Below are 23,009 nucleotides of genomic sequence, written 5' to 3'. Positions count from 1 at the left end.
GCGTTCAGCGACGCGAGGCTGGGCGAGGGGCTGGGTTCCCCGGGCTGAACTGCGCCAGCGCGACGCCGGCCAGGATGACACCGGCGCCCAGCAATTTGTGGGCGCTGAACTGCTCGCCGCCCAGCAGCCACGCGGCCAGGCCGGCCACAAGCGGCATCAGGTAGATCAGCGGCGCCGTGCGTGCCACACCGCGTCGCTCGTTGGCCCAGCCCCAGGCCAGCCAGCCGATGAAGCCGCCGCCGGTCACCTGCCAGACGACGCCGCTCCACACCCAGGTGGGCTGGCCGGCCCAGTCCATGGCGAGCAGGGCCGGCGCGCACCAGGCCAGCATGGGCAGCGTGCAGACCAGGCTGCCATAGGCCAGCACGGTGACACCGCCGTGGTGCTGGATCAGCGGCTTGCTGGCCACGGTGTAGTAGCTGAACAGCGCGGCGGCGGCCAGCAGCATCAGATCGCCCAGGCCAGCCTGCCAGTCGGCGGCCAGCAGCTTGTCGGCCATGAACAGCAGCGCGCCTGCCGCCGCGGCGGCAACGCCTGCGACTTGGCCGCGTGACAGCCGCTCCACGCCACTCAAGCGCAGGATCAGCAAGGTGAACACCGGCCCGCAGGCCAGCAGCACGCTGGCGCTGAAGGCGGTGGAGCCCTGCATGCCGTAGTTGGACAGCATCAGGTGCAGGCCCTGGCCCACCAGCGTCAGGCGCACCAGCGGCCACACCTCGCCACGATCCAGGCGTGGCCAGTGCCGCCCGAAGCGCCAGCACAGCAAGGCCACGGCGCACAGTGGCACCAGCAGATAGCGCAGGCCCAGGAAACCCGCAGGCCCGACCTGGTTGAACAAGGCCTTGGACAGCGGGAAGTTCAGGCCCCAGACCAGCACGACGGCCAGGGCGGCCATGAGGGGAGTGGTCTGGCGGTCGGTCATTTCGGCTAGCATCTTCTCATATGGGAGAAAATTTCTCTGATGTGAGCGAGGAAGACCACTTCGAGCGCCAGTTGGCCGAGCGGCTGGCGGCGCTGCGCATGGCCGCAGGCTGGTCGCTGGACGAGCTGGCCACGCGCAGCGGCGTCAGCCGGGCGACGCTGTCGCGGCTGGAGCGGGGCGAGACCAGCCCCACCGCGACGCTGCTGTCGCGGCTGGCGCGTGCGCATGGGCTCCCGTTGAGCCGACTGCTGGCCGAGGCCGAGGCGCTGCCCGTGCGCCTGCTGCGCGCATGCGACCAGCCGCGCTGGCACGACCAGCACAGCGGCTTCGAGCGCCGCATGCGCTGCCCGCCGCTGGCCGGCTTTGCGACCGAAGTCATCGAGGCGGTGCTCGCGCCCGGGGCCGAGCTGGTCTACGACGAGCCGCCCGTGGCGCGGCTGGAGCACCACCTGTGTCTGCTGGACGGCCAGGTGCGGCTGACGCTGCAGGGCCAGCCCTTCGTGCTCGCGCCCGGAGATTCGCTGAGTTTTCGCTGCCAGGGGCGCAGCATCTTTGCCAACCCCGGGGACCGGCCCGCGCGCTATCTGCTCGCGATGACGGTGCCCACGCTGTAACCAAACGCGCAAGACCATGATCGATGACCCCGCCCTGCGGCTCGAAGCCCTCGACCCGGGCCACCCCCAGGCCCAGGCGCTGATGGCGCGTTCCGAGGACTTGATGAACGCGCTCTACCCCAGCGAGAGCAACCACTTCGAGCCGCCGGCCGGGCTGCGTCCGCCGGGCGGCAGCTTCTTCGGCATCTGGCGCGGCGAGCAGCTGCTGGCTTGCGGTGGCGTCAAGCATGTCGCGGCGTGCGAGGGGCCGGCGTATGGGGAGATCAAGCGCCTGTTCGTGCTGGACAGCGAGCGCTGCCGCAGCCTTGCGCGCCGGCTGATGGCGCGGTTAGAAGCCGAGCTGCTGGCGCGGGGCGTGCGGCTGGCGCGGCTGGAAACGGGTATCTACCAGCCCGAGGCGCTGGCGCTGTACGAGCGGCTGGGCTATGTGGCCTGCGGGCCCTTTGATAGCTACGCGCCCGACCCGCTCAGCGCCTTTCTGGAAAAGCAGCTGTAGCCCGTTCTGCACCGAAACGCGGCGAAACTTCCCGCGAGCCTCGCGGCCCATAATTCCGCGCCCCCCTGACAAGTTGAGACAAGCCATGACCCGCGCCACCAAGATCGTCGCCACCCTCGGCCCCGCTTCCAACACGCCGGAGGTGCTGGAGCAGATGATCCGCGCCGGCGTCGACGTCGTGCGCCTGAACTTCTCGCACGGCAAGGCCCAGGACCACATCGACCGCGCGACCATGGTGCGCGAGGCGGCGGCGCGCGTCGGCAAGTCGGTGGCCATCATGGCCGACCTGCAGGGCCCAAAGATCCGCGTCGGCAAATTCGAAGGCGGCAAGATCGAGCTGATCCCCGGCAACAAGTTCGTGCTCGATGCCGACCGCACGGAGCTTGGCAATCAGGACATCGCCAGCCTGGACTACAAGGAATTGCCGCGTGACGTGAAGCCCGGCGACACGCTGCTGCTGAACGACGGCCTGCTGGTGCTGACGGTCGACCACGTGCGCGGCGCGCAGGTGCACACCACCGTCAAGCTGGGCGGCGAGCTGTCCAACAACAAGGGCATCAACAAGCAGGGCGGCGGCCTGACGGCCCCGGCGCTGACCGGCAAGGACATGGAGGACATCAAGACCGCGATGTCCTTCCAATGCGAGTACCTGGCCGTCAGCTTTCCGAAGAACGCGACCGACATGGAAATGGCGCGCCAGCTGGCCAACGTGGCCGGTGAGCCCTATCGCCACAAGCCAGCCATGATCGCCAAGATCGAGCGCTACGAGGCCATTCCCCACCTCGAAGCCATCCTGAAGGCCTCCGACGGCATCATGGTCGCCCGCGGCGACCTGGCCGTGGAAGTGGGCAACGCCGCCGTGCCGGCGCTGCAGAAGCGCATGATCAAGATGGCCCGCGAGCTGGACAAGGTGTCCATCACTGCCACGCAGATGATGGAGTCCATGATCGTGAACCCGGTGCCCACGCGCGCCGAGGTGTCCGACGTGGCCAACGCGGTGCTGGACGGCACCGACGCCGTCATGCTGTCGGCCGAGACGGCCGCCGGCAAGTTCCCCATCGAGACCGTCGAGCAGATGGCCGCCATCGCGCTGGAAGCAGAGCGTGCCGAGTTCGTCACGCTGGACACCGACTTCGCCGGTCGCCAGTTCGGCCGCATCGACCAGTCCATCGCGATGGGCGCGCTGTTCACGGCGCATCACCTGGGTTGCAAGGCCATCCTGGCGCTGACCGAGTCCGGCTCCACCGCGCTGTGGATGAGCCGCCACCGCATCAACGTGCCCATCTTCGGCCTCACCAGCAAGGTCGTCAGCCAGCGCCGCATGGCGCTGTACCGCAACGTGACGCCGCTGCTGATGCCCGACTTCGACGATCGCGACGAGGCCCTGGCTGCCGCCGAGAAGATCCTCGTGGAGCGCGGCGTGCTGATGCCCGGCGACACCTACGCCATCACGTGCGGCGAGCCGATGGGCTACCCGGGCGGCACGAACATGCTGAAGGTCTGCCGAGTGGGTTGAGCCCAGCTGGACGCGATTGAAAGCCGGCCTTGAGCCGGCTTTTTCACGAGTGGCTGTGGCCGATGTGGTTTTTTGCCGGCAGTTCGGCGCCCGGCTGCGCCAGGCCTTCGAGGATGGCGCAGGCGCCCTCGGTGCCGGTGCAGCGGGCACGCAGCGAGCGCAACTCCCGCTCCAGTTCCTGCAGTGCCGTGATGCGCGCGCTGACATGATCGATGTGCGCCTCCAGCAGCGCGCTGGTCTCGGCGCAGTGGCCGCCGGCCTGCAACGCCAGCAGCGTGCGCACCTCTGCCAGGTTCATGTCCAGCGACCGGCAGCGGCGGATGAAGTGCAGGCGCTCGGCGTCCGCCGCGCTGTAGATGCGGTAGCCCGCGTCGGTGCGCGGGGGCGTGTCCAGCAGGCCCTCGCGCTCGTAGTGGCGGATGGTGTCGATGGCCGTGCCCGTCAGCCGGGCGAGTTCGCCGATGCGCATGCGGCGATTGTGGCGCGTCATCCCGCTTGACTCTGGGGTGGCTCCAGGGTTTGCAATGGCGACATCGTTCACCAGCCATTGCGCATCCCCATGAGCCACGCCTGCCATGACCATGACCACTGCAGCAGCAGCCCAGCTGCCGATTCGCCGCGCTACCGGCGCGTGCTGTGGGCGGCGCTGCTGATCAACGCCGCGATGGCGGTCATCGAGGTGGCCTCGGGCTGGCGCGCGGGCTCGCTGTCGCTGTGGGCCGACGCAGTGGACTTCATCGGTGATGCCGCCAACTATGGTGCGTCGCTGGCTGTGTTGTCGGCCGGCCTGCTGTGGCGGGCGCGGTTGGCCTGGCTCAAGGGTGTGACCATGGCGGTGTTCGGGCTGGGCGTGTTGGCCCACGCGGCCTGGTCAGCCTGGGCGGGCACAGCGCCGGAGGCGGCTACCATGGGTATCGTCGGTGCGCTGGCGCTGGCGGCCAACGTGGGCGTGGCGCTGATGCTCTACGCCTTCCGCGAAGGCGACGCCAACATGCGCGCTGTGTGGCTGTGCAGCCGCAACGACGCGCTGGGCAATGTGGCCGTGGTGGCCGCAGCTGGCGGCGTGGCGCTGACGGGCCAGGCCTGGCCGGACCTGCTGGTGGCCGTGGCGATGGCGGGGCTGGCGCTGCATTCCTCGCGTGACGTGCTGCGCCGGGCGCGCCAGGAGCTTCGCGAAGCAGCGCCAGCCCACGCGCACTGAGTCGCCCTCGGCAGGGCTCAGCCGCGAGGCGGCAGGCGGTGCGTGCCGCCGATAGGAAGCGTGAAGAACGCGGCCTCGTCCAGCCCGCGCGCGGCGCGCTGGGCGCGCAGCTGGCGCGGCGGCTCGTCCAGCGATTCGTCGGTCAGCTCGAAGGTGCCCCAGTGCACGCCCAGCGAGCGCTTCGCGCCCAGGTCGGCGTGGATGTTGAGCGCCTCCTCCACGTTGACATGCTGCGGCGCCATGAACCAGCGCGGTTCGTAGGCGCCGATGGGCAGCAGGGCGATGTCGAAGCCGCCGTCGCGTTGCCGGGGCGCGAAGCGCGCGCGGATGTCAGCAAAGTCGCGTGAGTAGCCGGTGTCACCCGCGAAGAACAGCTGGCAGTCCGGCGCGAAAACCGCAAAGCCGCCCCACAGTGTCTTGAGTCGGTCGTTGAGCCCGCGGGCCGACCAGTGCTGCGCGGGCACCAGCGTGATCTCCACGCCGTCCAGCGGTGTGTGCTGCCACCAGTCCAGCTCCACGACGCGCGCGATGCCGCGCCGCCGGAACCAGTCGGCCAGCCCCAGCGGCACGACGAACAGCGGGCCGCCGCCCGGTTGCGCCGCCAGCGCGCGGCAGGAGGGCAGGTCCAGGTGGTCGTAGTGGTTGTGCGACACCAGCACCGCGTCGATGGGCGGCAGCTCGGTCAGCGCCACGCCCGGCGGCTGTGCGCGTCTGGGCCCGGCGAAGGACACCGGCGACGCGCGCGTGGAGAAGATGGGGTCGGTCAGCAGGTTCAGCCCGCCCAGCTGGGCCAGCACGGTGGCGTGGCCTATCCAGGTGACGGCCGGCTGCTGCGCCGGGCCGCGGTTGGTGTGCAGGAAGGGCAGGTCGGCCGGCTGCGTGGGGATGGGCTCCGCCGGCGGCCGGGGAAGGCCCTGGCGGGCCGCCTGCCAGCGCCAGCGCAGCACGTCGGCTAGCGACTTGGGCTCGAAGTCGCCGTGGTTGTTCTGGAAGCCGCCGTCGCGGTGGTGGGGTGGGCGGCTCATGGTCGCTGGCCTGTGGCTCTGCGGGTCTGGCGAGTGCTGCCGTTCAATGCAGGGCCAGCGTCACGACCGACCTTGCCGGCAGCTCGACGGTCAGCGTGTTGCCGGACCAGCGGGCGTCGGTGAACGCACGCGGTGCGACGACGGCCGGCGTCTCGAAGCTGTTGTGGCTGTCGATCGCCGGGGCGGTCAGCAGCTGGCCGCGCAGGGGGCCGGGCTTGGCACCCTGCACCTGCAGCGTCACACGGCGCGCCTGCCTGGCGTCGAGATTGGCGAGCGAAACGTGCGTGCGGCCGCTGCTGTCCACACTGGCGGTGCCGCTGACTCCCGGCACGGCCATGTCGCCGAAGCGGTAGGGCGCTGCGTCGAGGGTGAGCGGCAGGCGGCGGGCACCCTGGTGGACCTGGTAGAGATCGAACACGTGGTAGGTCGGCGTGACGATCATGCGCGGGCCGTCCGTCAGGATCATGGCTTGCAGCACGTTCACCATCTGCGCGATGTTGGCCATGCGTACGCGCTCGGCGTGGTCGTGGAAGATGTTCAGCGTAACGGCCGCCACCAGCGCATCGCGCAGCGTGTTCTGCTGCCACAGGCCGTCGGGGCCGCCCGGCTCCTTGTCGTACCAGGTGCCCCACTCATCGACGACCAGCGCGACCTCCTTCTTCGGGTCGTAAGTGTCCATGATGGCGCTGTGCTTGCTGACGAGTTCATCCATCAGCAGCGCGCGCTTCATCGTCGAGATCCACGCCGCCTCGCCGAAACCGCGCGCCGGGTGCACGCCGCCCCAGCGGTTGCTGGGCAGCGTGTAGAAGTGCAGCGACAGGCCGTCCAGCAGCGGCTTGGTCGGCGCGTAGAGGATGGGTGACGTGGCGTTCGGGCGGAAGCGCGTGGCCAGCTTCATCACCGTGTCGGTCCACTCGTAGTCGTCCGTGTCTGGGCCGGTCGCGATCTTCAGTGCCTTGGGGCCGGAGTAGGTCTTGAGGTAGCCCTGGAACTGCCGGTAGCGGTGGGCGTATTCCTCCGGGTACATGTGCCCGCCGCAGCCCCAGCTTTCATTGCCCACGCCCACGTAGGGCAGCGCCCACGGTTCGGTGCGGCCGTTGCGCGCGCGCTCGGCACCTGGTGCCGTGTTGGCTGGTGCGGTCATGTACTGCATCCAGGCCTGGCCTTCCTCGACGCTGCCCGAGCCCATGTTCACACCGACATATGGCGCCGCGCCGATCTGCTCGACGAAGTCCATGAACTCGTGCGTGCCGAAGCTGTTCGGCTCGATGGCGTTGCTCCAGCTGGAGTTGATGCTGGGCTGGCGCTGCGGGCCGACGCCATGGCGCCAGTGGTAGTCGTCGGCGAAGCAGCCGCCCGGCCAGCGCACGACCGGCACCTTGATGCGACGCAGCGCCGCGACTACGTCGTCGCGGATCCCGCGGGTGTTGGGGATGGGCGAGTCGGTGCCGACCCAGATGCCCTCGTAGACGCCGCGGCCGAGGTGCTCGACGAACTGGCCGTAGACCTCCTTGCGGATGACGGCGCCAGGCGCTGTGGTGTTGAGCGTGCCGGTGTCGGCGTGGACGTGGACGTGGGCGACTGCGGCGGCAAGCGCCAGGGTGGCAGCAAGGACTTTCATCGGGCGAAGTAGTGCTGAAGGCGCTTGGCCTCGTCCGGCGAGATGGAGATCACCGCACCATGCTTGGCGCCGACGAAGTTGGTCGCCTTCATCGGCGAAGCGGCTTCGTTGAAGCGGCCGAGGTTCTTGAAGTTGACGAAGTCGGTCGTCTCTGAGAAACCCATGTTGTTGCGCGGCTTGGCGCCGAACACGTCGTACATCAGCACCCAGGTGTCGGTGCCGTGGCGGCGCCACAGGTTGGGCGCCTCGGTGGCCACGGTCTCGGGGTCGATCTTCTGCGGATTGAAGGCGTAGCCGCCGTTGATGCGGTCCGAGATGGCCTGGCGCAGGTGGCCGGGCTTGTCGTGGGCAACGTAGAACATGTGGAAGCGGTCGCCGATCTTCGTGATGTCGCCGTCGATCGCGTTCTTGCCGGCGATGGGGTAGGTGAACAGGCGCTCGGGCGCGGTGGTCAGCGTCGTGAACGCCTCGTCGGCATAGGCGTAGACGAGGTGGTCCTGGGTCTTCCTCACGCGGGTCGTGTAATAGACCATGGGCTTGCCGGCCTTGTCGTCCCAGATGGTCTGGGGTGCCCACACCACGCCGAGGTCGCCGGCCTGCGGGAAGCGCTGGGCGACCGGCACGCGGCTGTGCGTCCAGTGCAGGAGGTCGCGCGACTTCATGAAGATGAGGTTGCGGTTGTTGCCCCAGCCGTAGTCCTCGCCCGGGCGTTCCCACTCGGTCTCGCGCAGACCGGCGGGCTTGGCGAAGATGTGCAGGTCGGTCATCGCCAGGTAGAAGGTGCCGTCGGGTCCGCGCATCAAGTGCGGGTCGCGCACGCCCTTCTGTTCAGCCAGAACGCGGCCCAGGAAGATGGGCTGGCCGCCGTTGACGTCGGTGAAGGTGTAGCCGTCGGGCGAGGTGGCGAAGTAGATGTCGTGCGTCTCGTCCTTGAAGTAGACAAGCAGATAGGCCGTCAGGTCTTTCTCCGCTGGCGGCGCAGCGGTCGGCGCAGGCAGTTTGTCGACGATGCGCAGCAGCTTCTCGGGGTTGGCGACTTCCAGCTTGGGGACTTGCGCCAAGGCGGTGGCGGCAGCGAGCAGCGACACCGCGGCGAGAGACTTCAGCAGAGGCTTCATGGCAAGGGCTGTGTGGCCAGAAAACGGGTCGCGCAAGCTAGCACGCCGCCCCGGCTTGCACCGGGGCGGCGTGCATTCGCTCAGCAGGCTGAGCGGGGTCAGCCTTCCGTGATCCGCTTCGCCAGGTGCGCCAGCGCCTCTTCCACCTGGTCCACCAGCACCAGGCACAGGTCGCCCGGCTGCAGGCGGGCCAGCGCCCGGTCGATGGCAATGAACTCGCCGACGATCTCTTCGATATGCGTGGTGCGCGCGGCGCCTGTCAGCCCGGCACGCAGCAGCGCCACCACCTCGCCGGCCTCGCGACCGCGCTGGCAGGCGTCTTCGTAGAGGATGACCTCGTCGAACGCGGCGCCGAGGATTTCAGTCTGCACGCGGATGTCCTCGTCGCGCCGGTCACCGGCGCCGCTGATGACCACCGAGCGCTTGTTTGCCGGCATCGCGGCGACGGCGCCGACAAGCGCCTTCATCGCGTCGCCGTTGTGGCCGTAGTCGGCGATGACGGTGGCGCCGCGATAGTCCATGACGTTGAAGCGGCCGGGCGCGTTGTCGGCGTCATTCGCGAAGCTGCCCACGCCGCGGCGAATGGTGTCCCAGTCCAGCCCCACGCCCCAGGCCGCGGCCACGGCGGCCATCGCGTTCTCGACCTGGAAGCCGATGACGCCGCCGCGCGTCAGCGGGATGTCGCGCAGCGGGATGCTCTCGCGCCACACGCCCTGCGCGGCGACGAGCTGGTCGCCGTCCACGTAGACGCAGCGCTTGCCCTGGGCGCGGTGCGTGGCCATCACCGGGTGGTGACGGTCGGCCGCGAAGTAGATGACCTGGCCGGGGCAGATGGCAGCCATCTGCGCGGTCAGCGGGTCGGTCGCGTTGAGCACCGCGTAGCCACTTGGCGCCACGTTCTGCACGATGACGCGCTTGACCAGCACCAGGTCTTCTGCCGTATGCAGGAAGTTCATGCCCAGGTGGTCGCCCGCGCCGACGTTGGTGACGACGGCGACCTGGCAGCGGTCGAAGCCCAGGCCCTCGCGCAGGATGCCGCCGCGCGCTGTTTCCAGCACGGCGGCCTCCACGTCAGGGTGCATCAGCACGTTGCGCGCGCTCTTGGGGCCGGAGCAGTCTCCGCTGTCGATCTGGCGGCCGTCTACGTAGACGCCGTCGGTGTTCGTCATGCCCACTTTCAGGCCGCAGCTGGCGAACATGTGCGCAATCAGGCGCGTGACAGTGGTCTTGCCGTTGGTGCCGGTGACGGCCACGACGGGGATGCGGCCGTCCTCTGCCTTGTTTCCGGTGCCGAACAGGTGGCCAACGATGGCCTCGCCGACGTTGCGGCCCTTGCCGAAACTGGGGCTCAGGTGCATGCGCAGACCCGGCGCGGCGTTGACCTCGACGATGCCGCCGTTGATCTCCTCCAGCGGGCGCAGCACGCTCTCGGCCACCACGTCCACGCCGCACACATGCAGGCCCACGACCTGCGCGGCCGCGATGGCGCGTGCGGCCACCTCGGGGTGCACGTCGTCCGTCACGTCGGTGGCGGTGCCGCCGGTGGACAGGTTGGCGTTGTTGCGCAGGATGACGCGCTGACCCTTCTCGGGCACGGACTCGGGCGTCAGGCCTTGCTGCGTGAGGCGCGCGACGGCGATGTCGTCGAAGCGGATCTTGGTCAGCGAGGTGGCGTGGCCGTCACCTCGGCGCGGGTCGCTGTTGACCTTGTCGACCAGCTGCTTGACGGTCAGCTGGCCGTCGCCAATGACGTGCGGCGGGTCGCGGCGGGCGGCGGCGATGAGCTTGTCGCCGATGACCAGCAGCCGGTAGTCGCCGCCGGGCAGGAACTTCTCCACCATGACTTGGCCGATCTCGTCGGCCGCCTTGTAGGCGATGTCGAAGTGCGCACGGTCCACCACGTTGACCGTGACGCCCTTGCCCTGGTTGCCGTCCTGCGGCTTCACGACGACCGGCAAGCCGATCTCCTGCGCGACGGCCCAGCCGTCGTCCGGCGAGTCCACCGGGCGGCCGATGGGCACCGGCACGCCGGCGGCCTGCAGCAGGCGCTTGCAGAGATCCTTGTCCTGCGCGATGGACTCGCTGACGGCGCTGGTCGCATCGACCTCGGCGGCCCAGATGCGGCGCTGCTTGGCGCCCCAGCCGAACTGCACCAGGCTGCCCTGCGTCAGGCGCCGGAACGGGATGCCGCGCGCCTGTGCCGCGTTGACGATGGAGCCGGTGGACGGGCCGAGGCGGATGTCCTCGTCCAGCTCGCGCAGGGCGGCCAGCACGGTGTCGGCATCAAAGGCGCTGTCGTCCAGCGCGGCGTTGACCAGCTGGACCGCGTGCTCAAAGGCGAGGCGGCCGACGTCCTCTTCGCTGTACTCGATAACGATCTGGTAGGTGCCGGACTCCGGCGTGACATGGGTCTGGCTGAAGGTGACCGGGCAGCCCGCCTGGGCCTGCAGCGCCAGCGTCGCCTGCTCCAGCACCTGGGCCAGTGAGGCGTCGGCGCGCAGCGCGCCGATGGTGGGGAAGCGCTGGCGCAGCCGGGCCTCAAAGCCGGGCAGGCGCTCCAGCGAGCGTTCGGCGTCATTGCAATGCACGACGGCCTCGATGGCCGTGTGGCGGCTCCACATGTTGGGGCCGCGCAGCGCGCGGGTGCGGGAAACGTCCATGGTGTTGTGGGGTCTGTTGACGTCAGGCGAGGTGGAGCTCGGGCACGAAGGTGTCCAGGCCGGCAGCGATCAGCTCGGGCGAAATGCCCAGCGCCCAGGCCGCGGCCACGGCGGCCAGCAGCGTGGCCGCGTCAGGGACGGGCGCGCCGAAACGGCGCAGCAACGCGTCGATGTTCGCGCCGGGCGTCTCGGCCGGGCCTTGGGCCAGCACGGCGGCACCGCCGCGCAGGAAGACGGCACGGCCGCCGCGGTCGCGGTGGTGCTGCAGCGCGTCCAGGCTACCGTCCTCGGCGTAGAAGACGACCTCGCCATCGCTGAGCTCGGCCATGTCCACCAGGCGCGGGTGGGCCGCGTGCAGCACGCTGGCGCCGTCGCTGAGCACCACGTCGACCTGGGTGCGCAGCACCTTGTAGAGCTGGTCCACGTCCTGCACGTCGAACTCGGCCAGGTCGGCGATGCCGTCCAAGTCGGTGACGACGCCGACGGCGGCGCGGTCATAGGCCAGGCCGTCGCGCAGGATGCTGGCGGCATCGTTCTCGACGACGACCGCGTTCACGCCGCGGTTCATCAGCAGGCGGTGGGCAGCGTCCCAGCGTGCGCTGTCCTTCTTCTCGACACGGCGGGTGCCCAGGAACAGGCCGTCACGGCAGGCCAGTCCCACATGGCGGCCGTTCAGGTGCAGCAGCCAGGCGACGAGGCGGGCGATCTGGCGCCCACCGCGCGAGCCGGCCACGCCGACGATGGGAATGCGGCCGCTCTCGTCCTCGGCAAACAGGTGGTCGATGATGGCCTGGCCCACGGGCTGCGGCGCGCCGCCGGCAGGCTTCAGGTGCATCAGCAGGCCGGGGCCGGCGTTCACCTCGACGATGGCGCCGCCAGTCTCGCTCAGCGGCTTGGCGATGTCTTCAGTGACGAGGTCCACGCCGGCGATGTCCAGCCCCACGGTACGCGCGGCCAGCGACACGGCGTGCGCCACCTCGGGGTGCACGTCGGCCGTGCAGTCGAGGGCGACATTACCGTTGCGCTGGATCAGCACGGCCTTGCCGGCTGGCGGCACGGCGTCGGGCGTGACGCCTTGGCGCTGCAGGTCCAGCAGCACGACGGGGTCGTCGCCCAGCACGATCTTGTTGAGCGGGAACTCCTCGGTGACGCCGCGGCGCGGGTCGGTGTTAATTTGCAGGTCGATCAGCTGGGCCACGGTGTGCGTGCCGTCGCCGTGGATCCACGCGGCCTCGCCGCGCGCGGCCGCCACGACCTGGCCGCCGACGACCAGCACGCGGTGCTCGTTGCCGCGGATGTAGCTTTCCACCAGCACCGACGAGCCTTCCTCGTCCGCCAGCTTGAAGGCCGCCTCGCAGTCGGCTTCGTTCGTGATGTCCAGCGTGACGCCACGGCCATGGTTGCCGTCGCTAGGCTTGATGACGACGGGCAGACCGATGTCCTGCGCGGCGCGCCAGGCGGCAGCGGCGCTCTTGACCTCTTCACCCTCGGGCACCGGCACGCCCACGGCCTTGAGCAGCGTCTTGGTCAGGTCCTTGTCGCCGGCAATGCCTTCGGCGATGGCGCTGGTCATGTCGGTCTCGGCCGTCCAGATGCGGCGCTGGCGCGCGCCGTGGCCCAGTTGCACGAGGTTGCCGTCGTTCAGGCGGATGTGCGGGATGCGGCGGTCGGTCGCGGCCGCCACGATGGCCGCCGTGGAGGGCCCCAGGTAGCAGTCGTCCAACTTGTCGCGCAGCCGGGCGATGGCGGCGGGCACGTCGAAGGGCTGGTCGTTGATCGTGGCCATGATGAGGGCGTGGCCCTCGGCCAGCGCCGCGCGGGCCACCTGCTCGTCCCGGGCTCGGAACACCATGCGGTAGACGCCGCGCTGGCTGGTGCTGCGCGTCTGGCCGAAGCCTGTGGGCATGCCGGCCAGGTTCAGCAGCTCGATGACGATGTGCTCCAGCACATGGCCCATCCAGGTACCGTCACGCAGGCGTTCGATGAAGCCGCCGCGTTCGCCGACGCCGCAGTGGTGCTCGATCAGCGCGGGCAGGGCGGCGGTCAGGCGGTCGTTGAAGCCAGGCAGCACATTGGAGGGGAAGTCCTCCAGCTCGCCCAGGTCCAGCCAGACCTCCAGCACAGGCCGGTAGGTCCACATGTTGGGTCCGCGCAGGTAGTTGATGCGCAGCAGGCGGATGTCTTCTTTTTTGCTCATGGGGGTGGTTTGGGCGCGGCGGGCGCCCGGAATTGTGCGCCGAAGTCATCGGGGAGAATCAGGTCAGCCCTTCCGAGCCAACAACTGCATGCAAGACCTACTTCCAGTGACAGCACCTCATCCGCAATCGGCCGCGCTGCAGGGGCGGCTCCTGGCTGGCGAGAACGTGCTGGCGACCGTGGAGGTTGACCTGGACGCGCAGGGGCGTTTCGCCCAGGGCCTGCTGGCGTTGACGAGTTCACATCTGCGCGCCTTCGAACCCGCCACCGGTACTTGGAGCGAGCACGCGCTGGCGCCGGGCCAGGCGCTCAAGCTCAGCGACCACGGCGGGCTGGCCTTCCTGGAACTGCTGGACGCCGCTGGCCGGCTGGCGCGCTGGCGCTTCACGCTGGCGGGCAACCCGGCGGCCGTGCGCTTGGTGGACGCCTTCGAGCGCGAGGTGCAGCGGCTGGCCGGCCAGCCGCTGCCCGAGCCCGAGGAGGAGGGCGAGGACTTCGATTTCGGCGAGTCCAGCGCGCCGCCCAGCACCTGGGTGCTGCTGCGCCTGTGGCGCTTCGCCAGGCCTTATCAGGGGCAGCTCCTGCTGGGCTTTGCGCTGATGCTGGGCGCCACGGGCGCGACGCTGGTGGCGCCCTACTTGACCATGCCGCTGATGGACCGGGTGCTCATCCCCTTCCAGAACGGTCAGGCCATCGACACCGGGCTGGTGGCGCTACTGCTGAGCGGCCTGCTGGGCGCGGCGCTGGTGTCTTGGGTGCTGGGCTGGGCCAAGACCTACCTGCTGGCGCTGGTGTCGGAGCGCATCGCGGCGGATCTGCGCACAGCCACGTTCGAGCACCTGCTGGGCCTGTCTCTGGAATACTTCGGCAACAAGCGCACCGGCGACCTGATGGCGCGCATCGGCTCCGAAACCGACCGCATCAGCGTGTTCCTCAGCCTTCACGCGCTGGACTTCATCACCGACGTGCTGATGCTGGGCATGACGGCCATCATCCTGTTCAGCATCCACCCTGGTCTGGCGCTGGCGACGCTGGTGCCGCTGCCCTTCATCGCGTGGCTCATTCAACTCGTGCGCGACCGGCTGCGCACCGGCTTCGAGAAGATCGACCGCGTGTGGGGCGAAGTCACCAACATTCTGGCCGACACCATCCCCGGCATCCGCGTCGTCAAGGCCTTCGCGCAGGAGGCTCGCGAGGCGAGGCGCTTCAAGGCCGCCAACGCCGCCAACCTGCAGGTGAACGACCGCCTGAACAAGACCTGGAGCCTGTTCACGCCCACCGTCGCGCTGCTGACCGAGATGGGCCTGCTGGTCGTCTGGGGCATCGGCATCTGGCTGATCGCGCACCAGAGCATCACGGTGGGTGTGCTGACGGCCTTCCTGGCCTACATCGGCCGCTTCTATGCGCGGCTGGACTCCATGAGCCGCATCGTCTCCGTCACGCAGAAGGCCGCGGCCGGCGCCAAGCGCATCTTCGACATCCTCGACCACGTGTCCAACGTGCCCGATCCCGTCAACCCGCAGCCGTTCGAGAACGTCACCGGCGCCATCTCGATGCAGGGCGTCAACTTCCGCTACGGCTCGCGCTCCGTTATCCGCACGCTGAACCTGGACATCCGCCCCGGCGAGATGGTGGGCCTGGTGGGCCACAGCGGCTCGGGCAAGAGCACGCTGGTGAACCTGATCTGCCGCTTCTACGACGTGACCGAGGGCGCCATCAAGGTGGACGGCGTGGACCTGCGCCGCGTCAAGGTGGCCGACTACCGCAGTCACATCGGCCTGGTGCTGCAGGAGCCCTTCCTGTTCTTCGGCACCATCGCCGAGAACATCGCCTACGGCAAGCCGGGCGCCACACGTGACGAGATCGTCGCTGCCGCCCGCGCGGCCCATGCGCACGAGTTCATCCTGCGCCTGCCGCACGGCTACGACAGCCTCGTCGGCGAGCGCGGCCAGGGCCTGTCCGGCGGCGAGCGCCAGCGCATCTCCATCGCCCGCGCGCTGCTGATCGACCCGGCCATCCTCATCCTCGACGAGGCCACCAGCGCCGTCGACACCGAGACCGAGAAGGAGATCCAGCGCGCGCTGGACAACCTCGTCAAGGGCCGCACGACCATCGCCATCGCCCACCGCCTGAGCACTTTGCGCAAGGCCGACCGGCTGGTCGTGATGGACCGGGGCGAGATCGTCGAGCTGGGGCCGCACGACGATCTGATCGCGATGCAGGGCCACTACTGGCGGCTGTGGGAAGCGCAGGCGCGGCGAGTCGATGCCGAAGGCGCCGATGACGGCGGCCTGATGGTGGTCGCCCCCAATCCCAGTGCACACACGGTGAACGCATGAGCAGCCTTCCCTTTCGCGATCTGGCGCTGGATGCCCACGGCCGCCTGGTGCTGACCGACCTGCACGGCGCCACCCACGAGGGCGTCACGCCGGTGCGCGCCCACCCGATCTCGGCGCCCGACGAGGGCGTGTCGCTCGTCGGCGTGCACGGCCATGAGCTGGCCTGGGTCGAGCGCCTCTCGGCCCTGCCCGACAGCCCCCGCCGCGTGCTGGAGGCCGAGCTGGCCGCGCGCGAGTTCCACCCCACGCTCAAGCGCCTGATCTCTGTGAACACCTTCGCCACGCCCAGCACCTGGCGCGTCGAGACCGACCGCGGCGAGGTCGACTTCGTGCTGAAGAGCGAGGAAGACATCCGCCGCCTGGACGAGGGCCGGCTGCTCATCACGTCCACCCACGGCGTGCAGCTGCAGGTGCCGGACCGCTGGGCGCTGGACAAGCAATCCAAGCGCTTGCTGGAGCGGTTTCTCTGAGCAAGGCTCCCGCAGAATCCCGCCGCCCATGCCCACCCTGCCCACCAAGCTGCCCAACACGGGCACCACCATCTTCACCGTCATGTCGGCGCTGGCGGCCGAGCATGGCGCCGTCAACCTCGGCCAGGGCTTCCCGGACTTCGGCGCCGACCCGGCCCTGCTGCAGCTCGTCACCGACGCGATGGCCGCCGGCCACAACCAGTACCCGCCGATGACCGGCGTGCCGGCGCTGCGCGAGGCCGTGGCGGCCAAGCTCAACGCGCTGTACGGCGCCGTCTACGACGCCGGCAGCGACATCACCATCACCGCTGGCGGCACGCAGGGCCTCATCACGGCGCTGCACGCCTGCGTCGGTGCGGGCGACGAAGTCCTCATCATCGAGCCCGCCTACGACAGCTACGACCCCGCCATCCGCCTGGCCGGCGCCGTGCCGGTGGGTGTGCCGATGACGGCGGATTACCGCATCGACTGGCCGGCCGTGCGCGCCGCCGTCACGCCGCGCACGCGCGCCATCGTTATCAACACGCCGCACAACCCCAGCGGCCGCGTGGCCACGCGCGAGGACGTGCTGGAGCTGGAGCGCATTGCCGAGGCGCACGACCTGTTCGTCATCAGCGACGAGGTCTACGAACACATGGTGTTCGATGGCGCGCCGCACGAGAGCGTGGCCCGCCGCTCGGCGTTGCGTGAGCGCAGCTTCCTCGTCAGCAGCTTCGGCAAGACCTTCCACGTGACGGGCTGGAAGGTCGGCTTCGTCGCCGCGCCGCCGGCCCTGAGTGCCGCGTTCCGCCGTTTGCACCAGTACACCGTGTTCACCGTGCACACGCCGACGCAGCACGCGCTGGCCGCCTACCTGGCCGACCCCGCGCCATGGCAGAGCCTGAGCGGCTTTTACCAGGCCAAGCGCGACGCCTTCCGCGCCGCGCTGGCGGCCACCCCGCTGAAGCTGCTGCCCTGCGAGGGCACGTACTTCCAGACGGTGGACTACAGCGCGGTGTCTGATCTGAACGAGCTGGACTTCGCCCGCTGGCTGACGACCGAGGTGGGCGTCGCGGCCATCCCGCTGTCGGTCTTCTACCAGCAGCCGCAGGAGCGCCGGCATGTGCGGTTCTGCTTTGCGAAGCGGGACGAGACGCTGGCCGAGGCCGCGAAGCGGCTGGGCCGGCTCGCATGAGCGTCGACGCGTAACAGCAGGCTGTGGACCTGCACGAGCACTTGCTTTGCAAGGCCTGTATGGCACGCCCCGTGCTAACCCTGGTGCGAGACGATCGGCAGTCGCCACCCTGGGCGACGCCGGTCGTGACCGAGTTCACGGAGTCCACCATGTCGCACCACGCCGTTGCCCCTGACCATGCACCAACGCGGGCGGCCGCCGCACCGAAGACGGCCGCGGCCGAGTTGTACGGCAAGTCCATCAACCTGTCCGGTCGGCGCCGCTTCACGTCGCAGCGGCTCGTGCTGTATGCCGTGCTGGCCCTGCAGGGGCGTGACGGTGCGCTCGCCACATCGCGCGAGGCGCTGGGAACCTTCAGCGACGCCCACCGCGCGCTGACTGAAGGCGAGCTGTCGCCGGCCTCGCTGGGCGGCGAGTTGAAGGAGGCCTATTTCGGCCTCGACCGGGCGGACGAGCGCATCCGCGCCTTCATCGAATTGAGCCGCCGGACGCTGGACGCCGTCGATGCCGGCAGCGTGGGCGCGCCGGCACTGCTGGAGCAACTGGTCGAGAGCGCCACGCCGCTGCTGGCCACACTGAACCGGCTGACGCAACTCTACGAAGATCTGGCACGCCAGCAGGCCATGTCCGCCAAGCAGCGGCTGGCGGCCGTCATGGGCGACATCGAGCAGATTGCCAAGCACGCGCGCATCGTGTCGTTCAACGCGCAGGTCGTCGCGGCGCGTGCCGGCATGTCGGGCCGTGAGTTCACCGTCGTGTCGGGCGAGTTCACGCAGATCACCGGCAAACTCGACGGCCTGGTGCGCGAGGCGGTGCGCAGCGCCGTGGCCTGACCGTCAGGGCAGTTGGCGCAGCGGGCAGCTCGTGCCGGTGTCGGGCGTCTCGGCCAGCCGCGCTGCAAGCCCGGCGCGCAGGCCCTGCAAGGCCGTGATGCGCGCGTCGATGTCGGCCAACTTGCGCTTGAGCGTGGCCCGCAGGGTGGGGCCGGCGTCCTCGCCCTGCGTGAGCAGCGGCAGGTCGGCGGCGATTTCGGCGAGCGTGAAGCCCAGCTGCTGCGCGGTGCGCACATAGCCCAGCCATTGCACGGCTTCTTCTGGGTAGTCGCGGTAGCCGTTGGCGCTGCGGCGCGCCTGCAGCAGGCCGCGCTTCTCGTAGAAGCGCAGGCTGTCGCGGCTGAGAGGTTGAGAGTCTTTCACCCATGCCCGCCTTGCACGCCAAAACGCCCTCGCCCGTCGTTGCAAATGCTCGCCATAGCCCGAGCTATGGCTGCGCTTTGCGCCTCGTTCGAGGGCGCTTTGCCGCGCCTTTCTGGCACGGCCGAAAAACTCTCAACCTCTGAGGCCGGTGCGCTCGCTCAGGGTGCCGATCTGCATGGGGTGCCGAAATTGCTTGACCCTGGAGCGTAGTCCAGCCTTGAGCATGGCGGCCTTCATCACTCCCGCAGCGGCCATGCCTTCGTTCAGCCCCTCTCAGTTCCGCCGCGTCGTGCAGGCCAGCGCGGCGTACGACCTCGTCGTCACCGCGCCGTTCGCCACGCCTTGGACTTTCGCCATCGCCTTCGGTCACCTCAGCGCCGCCAACCAGGCGCTGGGCGGGCAGCCGCTGCCGGCCTTCGCGCCAATGCAGATGCTGTTCGCGCTGCTGATGGGGAGCGTCGTCATGGTGTGGTCGGTGCTGCGGCTGCGCGGGCCGGCGGCGCAGCTGGGCCGCTATGACGCCGTGGCGCGCGCGCTGTTCAGCCTGTGGATGGCCTGGGCGTGGACGCAGACCGGCGAGCCGGTGCTGTTGCTGTTCCTGCTGCCGGAGGCGAGCTGGGCGGTCGTGCAGGCCTGGCGCGTGACCGGCGTCGAGCATTCGGCAAGGGGCAACCGAGCTTTCGGGGCGCTTTTGGAATAACCCTGGCGCCGGCTCCGCCGGACAATCGCAGCTTCCTTGCATCCGCACCGACTGCTGCCATGCCCACGCCTTATCGCTCCAAGACCTCCACCGCCGGCCGCAACATGGCGGGCGCCCGCTCGCTGTGGCGCGCCACCGGCATGAAGGACGACGACTTCGCGAAGCCGATCATCGCCATCGCCAACTCCTTCACCCAGTTCGTGCCCGGCCACGTGCACCTGAAGGACTTGGGCCAGCTGGTTGCCCGCGAGATCGAGCGCGTTGGCGGCGTGGCCAAGGAGTTCAACACCATCGCCGTGGACGACGGCATCGCGATGGGCCACGACGGCATGCTGTATTCGCTGCCCAGCCGCGACATCATTGCCGACTCGGTCGAGTACATGGTCAACGCCCACTGCGCCGACGCGCTGGTGTGCATCTCCAACTGCGACAAGATCACCCCGGGCATGCTGATGGCCGCGATGCGGCTCAACATCCCCGTCGTGTTCGTGTCCGGCGGCCCGATGGAAGCCGGCAAGGTGCGCCTGGCGGTGCCCGGCACCGCCAAGATCGAAATCAAGAAGCTGGACCTCATCGACGCGATGGTCATGGCCGCCGACGCCAAGGTCAGCGACGCCGACCTGGCCGAGGTCGAGCGCTCGGCCTGCCCCACCTGCGGCAGCTGCTCGGGCATGTTCACGGCCAACTCGATGAACTGCCTGACCGAGGCGCTGGGCCTGTCGCTGCCGGGCAACGGCACGGTCGTCGCCACGCATGTGGACCGCGAAGAGCTGTTCAAGCAGGCCGGCCGCACGGTCGTCGAGCTGTGTCGCCGCTACTACGAGCAGGACGATGCCAGCGTGCTGCCGCGCGCCATCGGCAAGAAAGCCTTCGAGAACGCGATGACGCTGGACATCGCGATGGGCGGCTCCACCAACACCATCCTGCACATCTTGGCCGCGGCGCTGGAGGCCGAGATCGAGTTCGACATGGCTGACATCGACCGCCTGTCGCGTGACGTGCCGCAGCTGTGCAAGGTGGCGCCCAACACCAACAAGTACCACATCGAGGATGTGCACCGCGCCGGCGGCATCATGGCCATCCTGGGTGAGCTGGACCGTGCCGGCAAGCTGCACACCGACGCTCCCACCGTGCACGCCAAGACGATGAAGGACGCGCTGGATCAGTGGGATATCGCCCGCAACCCCAGCGAAGCCGTCAAAACCTTCTACATGGCTGGACCGGCCGGTATCCCGACGCAGACGGCCTTCAGCCAGAACACGCGCTGGCCCAGCCTGGACACCGACCGCGCTGAGGGCTGCATCCGCTCCTACGAGCACGCATTCAGCAAGGAGGGCGGCTTGGCTGTGCTGCGGGGCAACATCGCGCTGGACGGCTGCGTCGTGAAGACCGCTGGTGTGGACGACAGCCTGCTGGTGTTCGAAGGCCCGGCGCATGTCGTCGAAAGCCAGGACGAAGCCGTGGCCAATATCCTCGACGACAAGGTCAAGGCTGGTGATGTCGTGGTGGTGCGCTACGAGGGCCCCAAGGGCGGCCCGGGCATGCAGGAAATGCTCTACCCGACCAGCTACATCAAGAGCAAGGGCCTGGGCAAGGCCTGCGCGCTGCTGACCGACGGCCGCTTCTCCGGCGGCACCTCGGGCCTGTCCATCGGCCACTGCTCACCCGAGGCGGCAGCCGGAGGCGCGATTGGCCTGGTGCGCAACGGTGACCGCATCCGCATCGACATCCCCAACCGCACGATTGACGTGCTGGTCAGCGACGAAGAGCTGGCCAAGCGCCGCGCCGAGCAGGACGCCAAGGGCTGGAGGCCGGTCGAGGCGCGTCCCCGCAAGGTGTCGGCGGCGCTGAAGGCTTATGCGCTGCTGGCGACGTCGGCCGACAAGGGGGCCGTGCGCGACTTGAGCCAACTGGAAGGCTGATCTCGCACGCTTGCGCCAGGCAGCAAAAAGCCGCCCTCCCTGGGCGGCTTTTTCATAGCGCAGGTGCGGCTGCTTAGGCGGCCTTGCGGCGGCGAGCGGCGCCGAGCACCAGCGCGCCACCGGCGGCCAGCAGGGCCAGCGAGCTGGGCTCGGGCACGGCGGCGATGGGCGTGGCCAGGCCGGTGGACACGGACAAGCGCGCCTGGAGCCGGGTGGCCTCGGCGCTGTAGTTGGCGAAGCTGGCCGACAGCAGTCCCGAGGAGCTAGGCGTCAGGGTGCCGGCGCCGAAGCTGGCAAATGCCTGGCGCGTGCCGGTGCTGCCCACACTCACCCCGTCCGTGGTTTGCAAGAAGCGCAGGCTGGCCTGGCTCATCAGGTCGGTGTTGTCCACGATGTCGCTGCCGTTGACGGCCACGTGCGTGTTGGCGCTCATCAGGATCAGCGTGCCCGGGCTGACGAGGACGGAGAAGCCTGCCAGGGCCTGCGCGCCGGCGTCGCCGTAGGGCGAGGGCAGGGCGCTGTTCAGGCTGGCCATCAGGCTGAAGCTGGTGGGCGAGCCGGCAACGCCAGACACCGAGGCCAGGGCCGACAAGCCCGCGCCGTTCAGCGAGGCCTGAGCCGTCAGGCCGACCTGATCGTCGAACAGGCCCGATGCCGTGTAGGTAGTGGCCGAGCCGAACTGCGACCCCACCAGCGTGAAGCTGGCGGCGATGCCGTCGTCCGGTGTCAGGTCGAACACCTGGATCTGCAGGTTGGACACGGTGGCCGTCAGGCCCGCTGCAGCGGCGTGGCCGGCGATCAGCAGCAGCACGCTCAGGGCAGCGGCCTTCTTGGTAAACGTCATGGGTCGAGAGCAGTGAGATTTGGCAGGGGCGCGAGGGTAAGCGCCGCCATGCCGCAGGTCGGCGCGCCGCACCCCGCAGGCGCGGGGGGGTGTTGCGGGGGGCGCACCCCCAGACTGGCAGCCGCCGGGCTGCAGCGCATGCAGTAGGCTCGCCCACCTGTTGTTGTCCTGGCCTTTCCCCCATGCATGTCGCGCCTCGCACCCCGCCCGACCTATCGTCCTGCCAGCCGTCCCGGCGCCACCTGCTGGCGATGGCGGCGGGCTTGCTGGCGGGCAGCTCGGCAGCCGTCGCCGAGCCCCTGCCGGCGCTGATCGCACGGGTCAAGCGCTCCGTTGTCGCGGTGGGCAGCTACGGGTTGATGGACACGCCGCGCTTCGGCTTTCGCGCGGCGGGCTTCGCCGTCGGCGACGGCCTGCATGTGCTGACCAACGCGCATGTGGTGCCCGAGGAAACGCCCGAGCGCATCGACCGCAGCATCGCCGTGCAGGTGTGGCTGGGCGACGACCAGTGGCAGCTGCGCAGCGCCAAGCTGCTGGGCCGCGACCTGCGCAATGACCTCGCGCTGCTGGCCATCGATGGGCCGGCGCTGCCGGCGCTGAAGCTGGCCGAGCAGGATGCGCCGGAAGGCACGTCCATCGCCTTGATGGGTTTCCCCATTGGTAACGCACTCGGCCAGGTGCTGGCCACGCACCGCGGCATCGTGTCGGCCTGGACGGCCATCGCGACGCCTGCGGGCGGCCCGGCCGGTCTCAACCCGCGCGCCGTGCGCCAGCTGCGGGATGGGGCCTTCAAGGTGATGCAGCTCGACGCCATCGCCTACCCCGGCAACAGCGGCGGCCCGGTGCTGGACATCGAGACCGGCGAGGTCGTCGGCGTGTTGCAGGGTGGCGCCATCAAGGGCACCAAGGAAGCGGCGCTCACCGCGCCGACGGGCATCAGCTATGCCGTGCCGGCGAGCACGGCGGCGAGGCTGCTGGCGGAGTACAAGCGCTGA

20 protein-coding genes are annotated in these 23,009 nt (G+C 69.5%); 11 read left to right on the top strand and 9 right to left on the bottom strand.

All coding sequences use genetic code 11. The features are described 5' to 3' along the window. Positions 1–4: 4 nt before the first annotated feature. Positions 5–922 (bottom strand): DMT family transporter, encoded by a 918-nt coding sequence (locus ACG0Z3_RS17385; protein WP_394399736.1) that lies wholly within the window; start codon positions 920–922, stop codon positions 5–7. Positions 923–942: 20 nt separating this feature from the next. Between ACG0Z3_RS17385 and ACG0Z3_RS17380 the strand changes: the two genes are divergently transcribed. The 3 genes from ACG0Z3_RS17380 (at position 943) to pyk (ending at position 3,548) form a co-directional block, all read left to right on the top strand. Then, the gene (locus ACG0Z3_RS17380) at positions 943–1,536 is read left to right on the top strand and encodes a helix-turn-helix domain-containing protein (RefSeq protein ID WP_394399734.1); all 594 of its coding nucleotides are present in this window, start codon (positions 943–945) and stop codon (positions 1,534–1,536) included. A gap of 16 nt (positions 1,537–1,552) precedes the next feature. Next, on the top strand, positions 1,553–2,032 hold the full coding sequence (locus ACG0Z3_RS17375) for a GNAT family N-acetyltransferase (RefSeq protein ID WP_394399732.1): 480 nt from the start codon (positions 1,553–1,555) through the stop codon (positions 2,030–2,032). 85 nt (positions 2,033–2,117) lie between these two features. After that, positions 2,118–3,548 (top strand): pyruvate kinase, encoded by a 1,431-nt coding sequence (gene pyk / locus ACG0Z3_RS17370; RefSeq protein ID WP_394399730.1) that lies wholly within the window; start codon positions 2,118–2,120, stop codon positions 3,546–3,548. A gap of 43 nt (positions 3,549–3,591) precedes the next feature. Here the strand turns inward: pyk and ACG0Z3_RS17365 are convergent, their stop codons facing one another. After that, positions 3,592–4,038: a Cd(II)/Pb(II)-responsive transcriptional regulator gene (locus tag ACG0Z3_RS17365; RefSeq protein WP_474101493.1), complete on the bottom strand. Its 447-nt coding sequence runs from the start codon at positions 4,036–4,038 to the stop codon at positions 3,592–3,594. Between the two features lie 69 nt (positions 4,039–4,107). Between ACG0Z3_RS17365 and ACG0Z3_RS17360 the strand changes: the two genes are divergently transcribed. Continuing rightward, the gene (locus ACG0Z3_RS17360; RefSeq protein WP_394399728.1) at positions 4,108–4,749 is read left to right on the top strand and encodes a cation efflux transmembrane domain-containing protein; all 642 of its coding nucleotides are present in this window, start codon (positions 4,108–4,110) and stop codon (positions 4,747–4,749) included. A gap of 17 nt (positions 4,750–4,766) precedes the next feature. On the opposite strand, the gene ACG0Z3_RS17355 is transcribed toward ACG0Z3_RS17360, so the two are convergent. The 5 genes from ACG0Z3_RS17355 to ACG0Z3_RS17335 form a co-directional block, all read right to left on the bottom strand. Continuing rightward, positions 4,767–5,774 (bottom strand): MBL fold metallo-hydrolase, encoded by a 1,008-nt coding sequence (locus tag ACG0Z3_RS17355; protein WP_394399725.1) that lies wholly within the window; start codon positions 5,772–5,774, stop codon positions 4,767–4,769. A gap of 43 nt (positions 5,775–5,817) precedes the next feature. Further along, entirely contained in the window at positions 5,818–7,395 is a 1,578-nt protein-coding gene (locus ACG0Z3_RS17350; RefSeq protein WP_394399723.1) for an alpha-N-arabinofuranosidase, read from the bottom strand. Beyond that, positions 7,392–8,513 carry a glycoside hydrolase family 43 protein gene (locus ACG0Z3_RS17345; RefSeq protein ID WP_394399721.1) on the bottom strand — a complete coding sequence of 374 codons (1,122 nt, stop codon included), beginning with the start codon at positions 8,511–8,513 and terminating at the stop codon, positions 7,392–7,394. The genes ACG0Z3_RS17350 and ACG0Z3_RS17345 overlap by 4 nt, the downstream gene beginning before the upstream one ends. A 98-nt stretch (positions 8,514–8,611) precedes the next feature. After that, positions 8,612–11,173 carry a cyanophycin synthetase gene (gene cphA / locus ACG0Z3_RS17340; RefSeq protein ID WP_394399719.1) on the bottom strand — a complete coding sequence of 854 codons (2,562 nt, stop codon included), beginning with the start codon at positions 11,171–11,173 and terminating at the stop codon, positions 8,612–8,614. Between the two features lie 22 nt (positions 11,174–11,195). Next, on the bottom strand, positions 11,196–13,370 hold the full coding sequence (locus ACG0Z3_RS17335) for a cyanophycin synthetase (protein ID WP_394399717.1): 2,175 nt from the start codon (positions 13,368–13,370) through the stop codon (positions 11,196–11,198). Positions 13,371–13,458: 88 nt separating this feature from the next. On the opposite strand from ACG0Z3_RS17335, the gene ACG0Z3_RS17330 reads away from it, so the two are divergent. The 4 genes from ACG0Z3_RS17330 (at position 13,459) to ACG0Z3_RS17315 (ending at position 18,185) form a co-directional block, all read left to right on the top strand. Then, positions 13,459–15,708, top strand: coding sequence for a cyanophycin metabolism-associated ABC transporter (locus ACG0Z3_RS17330; RefSeq protein WP_394399715.1), 2,250 nt, complete (start codon positions 13,459–13,461; stop codon positions 15,706–15,708). Beyond that, on the top strand, positions 15,705–16,178 hold the full coding sequence (locus ACG0Z3_RS17325; RefSeq protein ID WP_394399713.1) for a cyanophycin metabolism-associated DUF1854 family protein: 474 nt from the start codon (positions 15,705–15,707) through the stop codon (positions 16,176–16,178). Before ACG0Z3_RS17330 ends, ACG0Z3_RS17325 begins: the two co-directional genes overlap by 4 nt. Before the next feature lie 28 nt (positions 16,179–16,206). Further along, entirely contained in the window at positions 16,207–17,352 is a 1,146-nt protein-coding gene (locus ACG0Z3_RS17320) for a methionine aminotransferase (protein WP_394399711.1), read from the top strand. A 149-nt stretch (positions 17,353–17,501) separates the two neighbouring features. Then, complete coding sequence (locus ACG0Z3_RS17315) at positions 17,502–18,185, top strand: type IV pili methyl-accepting chemotaxis transducer N-terminal domain-containing protein (protein WP_394399708.1); 684 nt, start codon at positions 17,502–17,504, stop codon at positions 18,183–18,185. 3 nt (positions 18,186–18,188) lie between these two features. Here ACG0Z3_RS17315 and ACG0Z3_RS17310 read toward each other — a convergent pair whose 3' ends face one another. Next, positions 18,189–18,548, bottom strand: coding sequence for a MerR family transcriptional regulator (locus tag ACG0Z3_RS17310; protein ID WP_394399706.1), 360 nt, complete (start codon positions 18,546–18,548; stop codon positions 18,189–18,191). A 253-nt stretch (positions 18,549–18,801) separates the two neighbouring features. On the opposite strand from ACG0Z3_RS17310, the gene ACG0Z3_RS17305 reads away from it, so the two are divergent. Together ACG0Z3_RS17305 and ilvD are read left to right on the top strand one after the other, a co-directional pair. Beyond that, a complete protein-coding gene (locus ACG0Z3_RS17305) occupies positions 18,802–19,248 on the top strand; it encodes a hypothetical protein (RefSeq protein WP_394399704.1) in 447 nt (148 codons plus the stop codon). Positions 19,249–19,307: 59 nt separating this feature from the next. Beyond that, positions 19,308–21,170 (top strand): dihydroxy-acid dehydratase, encoded by a 1,863-nt coding sequence (gene ilvD, locus ACG0Z3_RS17300; protein WP_394399702.1) that lies wholly within the window; start codon positions 19,308–19,310, stop codon positions 21,168–21,170. Between the two features lie 73 nt (positions 21,171–21,243). On the opposite strand, the gene ACG0Z3_RS17295 is transcribed toward ilvD, so the two are convergent. Then, positions 21,244–22,014, bottom strand: a complete 771-nt coding sequence (locus ACG0Z3_RS17295; RefSeq protein WP_394399700.1) for a PEP-CTERM sorting domain-containing protein — start codon at positions 22,012–22,014, stop codon at positions 21,244–21,246. A gap of 182 nt (positions 22,015–22,196) precedes the next feature. Here ACG0Z3_RS17295 and ACG0Z3_RS17290 point away from each other — a divergent pair, with 182 nt between their 5' ends. Beyond that, positions 22,197–23,009, top strand: a complete 813-nt coding sequence (locus ACG0Z3_RS17290; protein ID WP_394399698.1) for a S1C family serine protease — start codon at positions 22,197–22,199, stop codon at positions 23,007–23,009.

Origin of the sequence: Pelomonas margarita, from assembly GCF_043555875.1 — a bacterium.
GTDB lineage: Bacteria > Pseudomonadota > Gammaproteobacteria > Burkholderiales > Burkholderiaceae_C > Pelomonas > Pelomonas margarita.
The sequence above is the reverse complement of the archived record's forward strand: the minus strand, read 5'-3'. Positions and strand labels throughout refer to the sequence as shown.